2 protein-coding genes are annotated in these 1,014 nt (G+C 45.2%); one reads left to right on the top strand and one right to left on the bottom strand.

Annotated features, from left to right (window positions below):
• Nucleotides 1-605 (top strand): peptide chain release factor-like protein (locus F6K38_RS43100; RefSeq protein WP_287361072.1); only part of this gene is annotated, 605 nt, incomplete at its 5' end.
• A 188-nt stretch (nt 606-793) separates the two neighbouring features.
• Here the strand turns inward: F6K38_RS43100 and F6K38_RS43105 are convergent.
• Nucleotides 794-1,014 (bottom strand): hypothetical protein (locus F6K38_RS43105; RefSeq protein WP_287361074.1); only part of this gene is annotated, 221 nt, incomplete at its 5' end.

Here is a 1,014-nt window from a genome sequence, read left to right on the forward strand (position 1 = left end):
AAATTCAGGGAGAGCAAGTTTACAGCAAGCTGAAGTTTGAAGCTGGGGTTCATCGAGTCCAACGAGTACCTGTAACTGAGGCTGGCGGTAGAGTTCACACCTCAACAGCAACGGTAGCCGTGATGCCGGAAGTTGATGAGGTGGATGTGGAGATTGACCCCAAGGAGATCGAAATTTCTACAGCCCGTTCGGGTGGTGCTGGTGGTCAGAACGTAAACAAAGTGGAAACGGCAGTTGATTTATACCACAAGCCTACAGGAATTCGCATTTTCTGTACAGAAGAACGATCTCAGCTGCAAAACCGAGAGCGAGCTATGCAAATTCTCCGGGCTAAGCTGTACGAGATCAAGTTACAGGAACAGCAAGAAGCGGTGACCTCGATGAGGCGTGCCCAAGTTGGTACAGGGGCTCGTTCTGAGAAAATCCGTACCTACAACTACAAAGATAATCGGGTTACCGATCACCGACTGGGTCAAAATTATTCCCTCGCTCCTTTGCTGGAGGGGGACTTGGAGGGATTGATTCAAGCTTGCATTAGCCAAGACCAGCAGGAGCAATTGGAAAAATTGGCATCTTCAACATCCAACGGTCAATCTTTAAATTGATACCAAGTTAGGTGACTCTCCCACGCTAACACTACGTTTTTAGCGTGGGATTCTGATGGAATTGATTGCGGTATTAGCCGCATTTGTCACAAAAAGAGCGTTCGCGTAGCGTGACCTTTGGTCAATCGCGCTTACCTAAAAGCCTTACCTGATCTGGATTTAATCAAAGTGAAGCCCAGACTCGAAGACTACAGTTTGTTGTTAGGTTTGTATATTACATCATAATCAAAATTTTGTAAACTAGATTTTAATGGTTGCTTGATTTTAGTCACTCCAGAGAGGCGAGTATGAAGTTGACATTGTCCAAGATAAATTTGTGCTACACTATCTCCTGGATTCAAGCGTAGACATTCCTGAAACAGAACTGATGCCTTGGAGAAATAACGCAGATTATAAAGCACCAAGGCTT

This window comes from Moorena sp. SIO3B2, assembly GCF_010692525.1.
Taxonomy (GTDB): domain Bacteria; phylum Cyanobacteriota; class Cyanobacteriia; order Cyanobacteriales; family Coleofasciculaceae; genus Moorena; species Moorena producens.